At 52.4% G+C, this 7508-nt stretch carries 5 protein-coding genes; 3 read left to right on the top strand and 2 right to left on the bottom strand.

Translation table 11 applies throughout. The annotated features are described in order from the left end of the window. Positions 1-222: 222 nt before the first annotated feature. A complete protein-coding gene (locus HQ49_RS06295) occupies positions 223-819 on the bottom strand; it encodes a hypothetical protein (protein WP_235290075.1) in 597 nt (198 codons plus the stop codon). Positions 820-944: 125 nt separating this feature from the next. Between HQ49_RS06295 and pheS the strand changes: the two genes are divergently transcribed. From pheS to lpxE, 3 genes are all read left to right on the top strand, one after another. Then, positions 945-1967: a phenylalanine--tRNA ligase subunit alpha gene (pheS, locus tag HQ49_RS06290; protein WP_039418982.1), complete on the top strand. Its 1023-nt coding sequence runs from the start codon at positions 945-947 to the stop codon at positions 1965-1967. Between the two features lie 18 nt (positions 1968-1985). Beyond that, positions 1986-2660 carry an endonuclease III gene (nth, locus tag HQ49_RS06285; RefSeq protein WP_039418981.1) on the top strand — a complete coding sequence of 225 codons (675 nt, stop codon included), beginning with the start codon at positions 1986-1988 and terminating at the stop codon, positions 2658-2660. A gap of 61 nt (positions 2661-2721) precedes the next feature. Beyond that, positions 2722-4059: a lipid A C1-phosphatase gene (gene lpxE, locus HQ49_RS06280; RefSeq protein WP_039418980.1), complete on the top strand. Its 1338-nt coding sequence runs from the start codon at positions 2722-2724 to the stop codon at positions 4057-4059. Here the strand turns inward: lpxE and mfd are convergent. Next, positions 4036-7398: a transcription-repair coupling factor gene (gene mfd, locus HQ49_RS06275; RefSeq protein WP_039418979.1), complete on the bottom strand. Its 3363-nt coding sequence runs from the start codon at positions 7396-7398 to the stop codon at positions 4036-4038. The two genes, lpxE and mfd, sit on opposite strands and share 24 nt — an antisense overlap. Positions 7399-7508 lie beyond the last annotated feature (110 nt).

Raw genomic sequence — 7508 nt, 5'->3', positions numbered from 1 at the left:
CCTCTAGGATGGCAAGGCGTTCAAAGTTGCTTAAATGTTTGCCCATAATGGATACTGGTTGCATCCCGCCCACTGTCAACTTTTTTCAGTACACGTCAACCATAGCGGAGGAAAGATCTATCAGACAAAAGCTGCTCTCCGACACATCAACGCCCTGCTAATTGTGAGTTTTTGCAAAAAAACCAAGAGTTTTCTCTTGAAGGAAAGATCCCGCAGACTCCTTTATTTGAGCGATACGGCTCCGGGTTTTCCGGCTTTGATGTAGGCGTTCATGGATTTAATGTCGTTCGGATTGCAGCGGCTACGGTCGCAGCGGTAGAGTTCCGTGAAAGGATCCGCATCCACGATCCTCTGCAAAAGGTCGCTCTGGGAGGGAATACCTTTGATGGCAAAGTACTGCTCATACGTGTATTCGACGAAAGCCGAAGTCGGGCCTACGCCACGGCGGTCGAGCAGATAGCCGTCAGCCAGCTCCACCGGAGTGCAGAGAACATCGCCACACCGAAGATCGGAAGGGGCAGGACGTGCCACCACATCCTTTTTGTCAGTCGAGAGGGTAATAGGCACGAGATTGCGATAGTCGCCTCGCGTCTTGTAGATGATGATCGGAGCCAATGCCATGGCCGGTGTCATGGGGGCTAAGCCATCTTGGTCGTGGCGGTCTTCACCTCCGATGAGGATGGGTTTCGGGAAATTGTTTTGGGGCTTCTGGTTATGAGTCTGCGTCATTTCTGTGGGACTGTTGGTCCGATTCGTTTTGCATCCCCCACTCGAGAAAACGATGGCCATCAAGAGGGAGAAAAAGATTTTACTTCTCATTTTCTGTTCGGTATTAGTGAAGAGAATCTGATTTCTCGTCTGTAAATTATCGGAACTAAGGTAATGGAAAATCCTATACCTTTGTTTTTCCTATACATACAAACAGCACTTCTATCGCCAACGATATGAAAGAAAGAATCAATCAACTCCTACAAGAAATCGGTCAGTGTGTGGCAGCCACTGTAGAGGAAGCCGAAGCCCTGCGAATCAAGTATCTCAGCAAGAAAGGAGAAATATCCCGTCTGTTCGATGACTTCCGACTGGTGCCATCCGAAGAGAAAAAACAAATAGGACAATTGCTCAATGAGCTGAAGAACAAGGCTCAGGAGCACATCAACTCCCTTCGCGAGCAGGCACAGGCAGGCTCTGCACAGGCTTCGGAAGAAACCGACCTGACACGAACATCATATCCGACGAGACTGGGCACACGCCATCCGATCTCTCTGGTGAAGCAGGAGATCTGCGAGATTTTTGCCCGACTCGGCTTCAGTGTCGCCGACGGGCCGGAGATAGAGGATGACTGGCACGTATTCTCTTCGATGAATTTCGCCGAAGACCATCCCGCCCGCGATATGCAGGATACATTCTTCATCGAGCATCGCCCCGATGTCATCCTTCGTACGCATACATCCAGTGTCCAAAGCCGTGTGATGGAAAAGACACAACCGCCGATTCGTGTCATTTGCCCCGGGCGCACCTACCGAAACGAAGCCATTTCCTATCGGGCGCATTGCTTCTTTCATCAGGTGGAAGCACTGTATGTGGACAAGGATGTTTCTTTCGCGGATCTGCGACAGGTGCTTCTCTACTTCGCGCAGGAAATGTTCGGAGCCGAAACCAAAATACGCCTTCGCCCTTCTTATTTCCCCTTTACCGAACCGTCTGCCGAGATGGACATCTCCTGCAATATATGTGGGGGCAAAGGCTGCAACTTCTGCAAGCATACGGGATGGGTGGAAATACTCGGATGCGGCATGGTGGATCCCAACGTATTGGACAACTGCGGCATAGATAGCAAGAAATACAGCGGCTATGCACTCGGTATGGGTATCGAACGTATCACCAATCTCAAGTATCGCGTCAAGGACCTCCGCTTCTTTTCTGAGAACGACCTCAACTTCTTGGAACAGTTCAAGAGCGTACACTAACCCTTTGACCGGTATCGGATGCGCAAGGAGGAGCGATACAAAGCTGTTATTGATTGGTTCACCGAGCATATGCCGGTGGCCGAAACGGAGTTGCATTACAGGGATCCTTTCCAGTTGCTGGTGGCCGTTATCCTCTCGGCACAATGTACCGATAAGCGTGTCAATATGGTGACGCCGGCTCTCTTCTCTGCCTATCCGACAGCAAAGGATATGGCCGGGAGCACGGCAGAGGATTTGCTGTCTTATATAGGAAGTATCAGCTATCCGAACAGCAAAGCGAAACATCTGGTCGGGATGGCACAGAAGCTTTGCTCCGATTTCGGAGGAGTGGTGCCGGACGAGGTGTCGGAGCTGACCAAACTGCCCGGCGTAGGCCGTAAGACAGCCAATGTGATAGCCTCCGTTGTCTACGGCAAACCGGCCATGGCCGTAGATACGCACGTATTCAGAGTATCCGAAAGGATAGGCCTGACTACCGGCTCGAAGTCGCCACTGGAGACGGAGCGAGAATTGGTTCGCTATATTCCGGATGCACTGATACCGAAAGCCCATCACTGGCTGATCCTGCATGGACGGTACGTTTGTCTGGCTCGCAAGCCCAAGTGTGCAGACTGTGGCATAGCACCATTCTGCCGCTACTACTCGAAAGTTTTTAAGAAGGATAGTACAGCTCTTCCGAAAAAAGGGGAATGATAAGGCCTGCTGTGCGAATAATATCCGCACAAACGCTCCATGCCTTAATTCCGAAGGCATTATGAATCGAGAAAGCTTTATACTCCTGCTTGCTCTCTTACTTGCTCTCCCATTCCATTTGCAAGCATCGTCTCCATCCGACAACATGGCAGATACGACTTGCATATCCGATTCGACCAAAATGTTTCCTCCTGCCATCGGTATTTACCATGTAAAACCGATGAAAAACACGTTGCGGCATTCCCTGCCTCTTGTGGCTGCGTCTCTCTTTACTTTCAACGTGGATGACAATATCCGAGAGCTTCGCTTTACCGGTGCCGGCAGTTTTCATACCAAGATAGACAACGTGACTCAGCTCATTCCCCTTATGGCACAACTTACGATGAGGGGATTGGGCTATAAGGGACGTAGTAAATCATGGGGAAAGATGCTTGTATCGGATGCTTTGGGTATGGCACTTATGGGTGGAATGGTCAATGCCGGAAAGTATTCGTTCGGACGGTTGCGTCCGGATGGCACCGCTGCCAATTCATACCCGTCGGGACATACGGCAACGGCTTTCGCCTGCGCCACTCTTTTTCATCTCGAATACGGCTCCCGAAGCCCTTGGTATAGCGTGGCGGGCTATACTGTAGCCTCCCTTACGGGGATCAGTCGCATCGTGAACAATCGGCATTGGGCCAGCGATGTGCTTTGTGGAGCTGCCGTAGGGATATTGGTCGGAGAATTAGGCTATTGGATCAGCGATCTGATCTTCCGCGATCCTACGGGCTACAACTACAAGCTGACTGAGAAACAGGAAGGGACTCTGGAGAGCATGGTCATTTCTCTTTCTACCGGGAATAGATACATCAGCCGGCATATGGACTTTGATGGCAAGACAGTGGAACGTACCGATGCTTTCGGCATGAACCTGAAGACGACCTTCAATCCAAGCTTTGCTCGCTGGGTACGAATCGGATCGCAGTTCAGCGTCTCGACAGAGAAGCTGAAAATCCTTACGCGAGAAAGGTCGGCAAAGGTCTTCGTAGCTCCGGAGATCTCAGTCGGTCTTTCCGCCGGCGTGCAATGGCACCCCTGGCAGAGAGCTTTCCTTTGGGCGGAGGCAGTTCCTTCAATACTGTTTCGTACCGTTTTTACTGCTGCTCAAGACGAGCAGGGAGAAATGCTCTTGAAGCTACGCCGGCGTTCGAGTTTCCAACCGGCGTTCCGTATAGGAGTGGCGCACGAATTATCTCACCGTATGGGAGTAGAAGCACATGCAGGGTACCAGCTCGGCGAGGCAGTCTATCACCTTGTCGAAGAGACGTCCGGTTGGTCAATTCTCAAAAAGAGAGCTACCGTACCTTACCGGGGATTTGAGTTTGCAGTCGGACTACAGTTCTATCCTTTCCGCTGACGATTGGGCGGAAATAGCCGTACAGAGTTCGCAAGCGGTGAGCACATCGGGCACCTCGCGCAAGCGAACGATCCTCTTTCCTCCGGACTGACGAATCTCGCACCGACGTGTGTGCGCTGCGATATAATCCAACAGCATACCGAATACTTCGCTCTGATAGTAAGGGCTGTCTTCCTTGCCGACCAGATGGAAGCTCATCTGTCCTCCACGCAATACGATCTTCTCTATACCGAGCGAACGGCCAAGCCGGCGTAATCGGGGCACTCGTATCAACTCCTCTCCCTCGGGCGGAATCTTGCCGAAACGGTCCTGCATACGGCGTCGGAATGCTTCGAGCTCCTCGTCCGTGGAGAGATTGTCCAACTCCCGATAGAGGAGAATGCGTTCCGAATCCAAGGGCACATATTCTTCGGGGAAGGAAAGCTCCAAATCGCTTTCGACAGTTGTCTCCACTACAAACCGGGAAGCCGAAGGAGTAGCTTCTTCTGCATAAAGATCGGCAAACTCGTCCGCTTTGAGTTCGGAAACGGCTTCATTGAAAACCTTGCTATACGTCTCATATCCCAAGTCGGCAATGAATCCGCTCTGCTCGGCACCGAGCACATTGCCGGCACCACGTATATCCAAATCCTGAAGAGCGATACGGATACCGCTGCCGAGGTCGCTGAAGTTTTCGATAGCTTGGAGGCGACGGCGCGAATCGTCGCTCAGGACACTGAGCGGCGGACTCAAGAGATAGCAAAAGGCTTTCCTGTTGCTCCGTCCCACTCGTCCGCGAAGCTGGTGCAGCTCACTCAGACCGTATCGGTGGGCATCGTTGATGATGATGGTATTGGCATTAGGCACATCGATACCGTTTTCTATGATTGTAGTGGCGACCAATACATCGTACTCGTAATGGACGAAATCGAGGATAAGCCGTTCCAGTTCTGTGGGCGACATACGGCCATGCCCCACTGCCACGCGTGCATCGGTGACTTCGCGTTGTACTATGTCGGCGATCTCTTCTATATTGTCTATTCGGTTGTGAACGATGAAGACCTGTCCGTTGCGTGACATCTCGAAATTGACAGCTTCCCGAACAATGTCGGGGCTGAACCGTGCCAATTCGGTGGCAACGGGATAGCGATTCGGCGGAGGAGTGTTGATGTTCGAGAGGTCGCGTGCGCCCATCAGAGAGAATTGTAAAGTACGGGGGATAGGCGTGGCAGACATGGTCAGCGTATCGACATTGACCTGCAGTTTGCGCAGTTTTTCTTTCACTGCCACACCGAATTTCTGCTCTTCGTCGATTACCAGCAGGCCGAGGTCGTGGAATTTGACGTCGTTGCTCACGAGGCGGTGCGTCCCTATAATGATATCGATCCGTCCTTCTGCCAAGTCGTGCAGAATCGCTTTAATATCCTTGGCCGAACGGGCGCGGGATATGTATTCGATGCGCACGGGGAAATTTTGCAGCCTGTCCCTGAACGTCTGATAGTGCTGATAGGCCAGTACGGTGGTGGGCACGAGTATCGCCACCTGCTTGCCGTCTGTGGCGGCTTTGAATGCAGCACGAACAGCTACCTCCGTCTTGCCGAAACCGACATCGCCGCAGATAAGCCGATCCATCGGACGATCGCTTTCCATATCGGCTTTTACCTCTGCCGTGGCACGCTCCTGATCGGGCGTATCTTCGTACAGGAAAGAGGCTTCCAATTCGTGCTGTAGGTAGCTGTCCGGACTGAATGCAAAGCCTCGCTCTTCTTTCCTTCGGGCATAGAGGCGGATCAGATCGCGAGCAATATCCTTGACTCGCTTTTTGGTCCTCTCTTTGAGCTTTTGCCAGGCTCCCGTGCCGAGGCGACTCAGTTCTACCTGCGCATCGCTGTCGCCGCCCTTGTATTTGGACAGCTTATGAAGGCTGTGCAGATTGACGAATATAATATCGTTATTGCGGTAAATGAGTTTGATTACTTCCTGCCGCTTCCCTCCCACATCGGTCGTGATAAGGCCTCCGAAGCGGCCGATACCGTGATCGATATGCACGATATAGTCGCCTTGAGAGAATTGGTTCAGCTCCTTGAGCGAGAGGGTCACTTTCCCCGAACGGGCTTTGTCGCTTTTGAGGTTGTACTTGTGGTAACGATCGAAAAGCTGGTGATCCGTAAGCAGAGCGATCCGAAGAGCTTCGTCCGAAAAACCCTCGTGTAAGGTGAGCGATACCCTTTCCGGAAGGAGCGAGGAGCTTCCACGCTCGGAAAGGATCTCTTCCACTCTGGCGTACTGCTTATCCGAGGCTGTGGCCAAAAGCAGTCTGTAGCCGGCATCTCGCCATTGTTCCAGTTGGTCGATGAGCAGATCGAAATTCTTGTGAAAGAGAGGTTGCGGCTGCGTCTTGAAGCCGATACGGTAATTGCCGCTCCTGCCGCTGCCGGTGGCGATGGTCGTGAAGCCATTCAGCTTGTCCATCAGCTCCCCGGGCGATGTGAGCCGCTCCTGCATGGCTTCGAGCGATCCGAATCCTTCGCCGTCATCGAAGAGCGGAGCATCGGTAAACACCGCTTGCAGACGATCCTCCAGAAACGGCCTGTCCGGCAATACGATGATCGTATCCTTCGGGAATAAGCCGAGCAGACACTCCTCGGCACGAGCATCTCCTGCCACATCAGGCATCAGTACGACTTCGGACAGCGTCCCCACCGAGAGCTGACTCTCCACTTCGAAGATACGGATGCTTTCTATCTCGTCGTCGAAGAAGTCGAGGCGTACCGGCAGCTCGCGGCTGAAAGAAAACACGTCCAGCAAACTGCCTCGCACGGCAAATTGCCCCGGCTCATAGACGTAATCGGTTCGTTCGAAGCCCCATTCCAATAGAAGGTCTCTGAGAAAATCCCGATCCAACCGGTCTCCCTGACGGATGCTGTGCATCTCTTTCTCCAGTATGCTGCCGGCGATCACGCGTTCGGCCACGGCTTCGGGATAAGAGACGACAAGCGGACAGCTACCGTCCATCGAAAGAGCGGCCAAAGCCTCGGCACGAAGTACCTGTTGTGCCGCATCGGTATGCCCGTATTTGATGGCTCGCTTATAGGAAGAGGGGAAAAAAAGTGCGCTTCCCTCTCCTCCGAGTTGCTCCAAATCGGAGAAGAGGTAGCCCGCTTCTTCCATATCCGAAGCAATGCACAGGACAGGGCGACCGGATTCGTGCAGCAGTTTCACTATAAGGGCGGCCGATGACCCGCAAAGCCCGTCGAGAGCTACGTACTTCTCTCGGCCGAGGGCTTTCGTCAAAGCCTGCACGCCGTTGTGCCGGCGAAAGAGGGAAAGAATATCGATTGCTTGGGAAGATTTGATCATGAGACAAAAATAAGCGGTCTAATTGAATTCGTTTTCTCTTTCAATCCGGGAGTCTGGTTAAAACTTTTTTCTCATAATTCATGTTTTAACTGCGTTAGGCTGCTTATTTC

The sequence above is a fragment of the Porphyromonas gulae genome (genome assembly GCF_000765945.1).
In the GTDB taxonomy this organism is placed as follows: Bacteria; Bacteroidota; Bacteroidia; order Bacteroidales; family Porphyromonadaceae; genus Porphyromonas; species Porphyromonas gulae.
The sequence above is the reverse complement of the archived record's forward strand: the minus strand, read 5'-3'. Positions and strand labels throughout refer to the sequence as shown.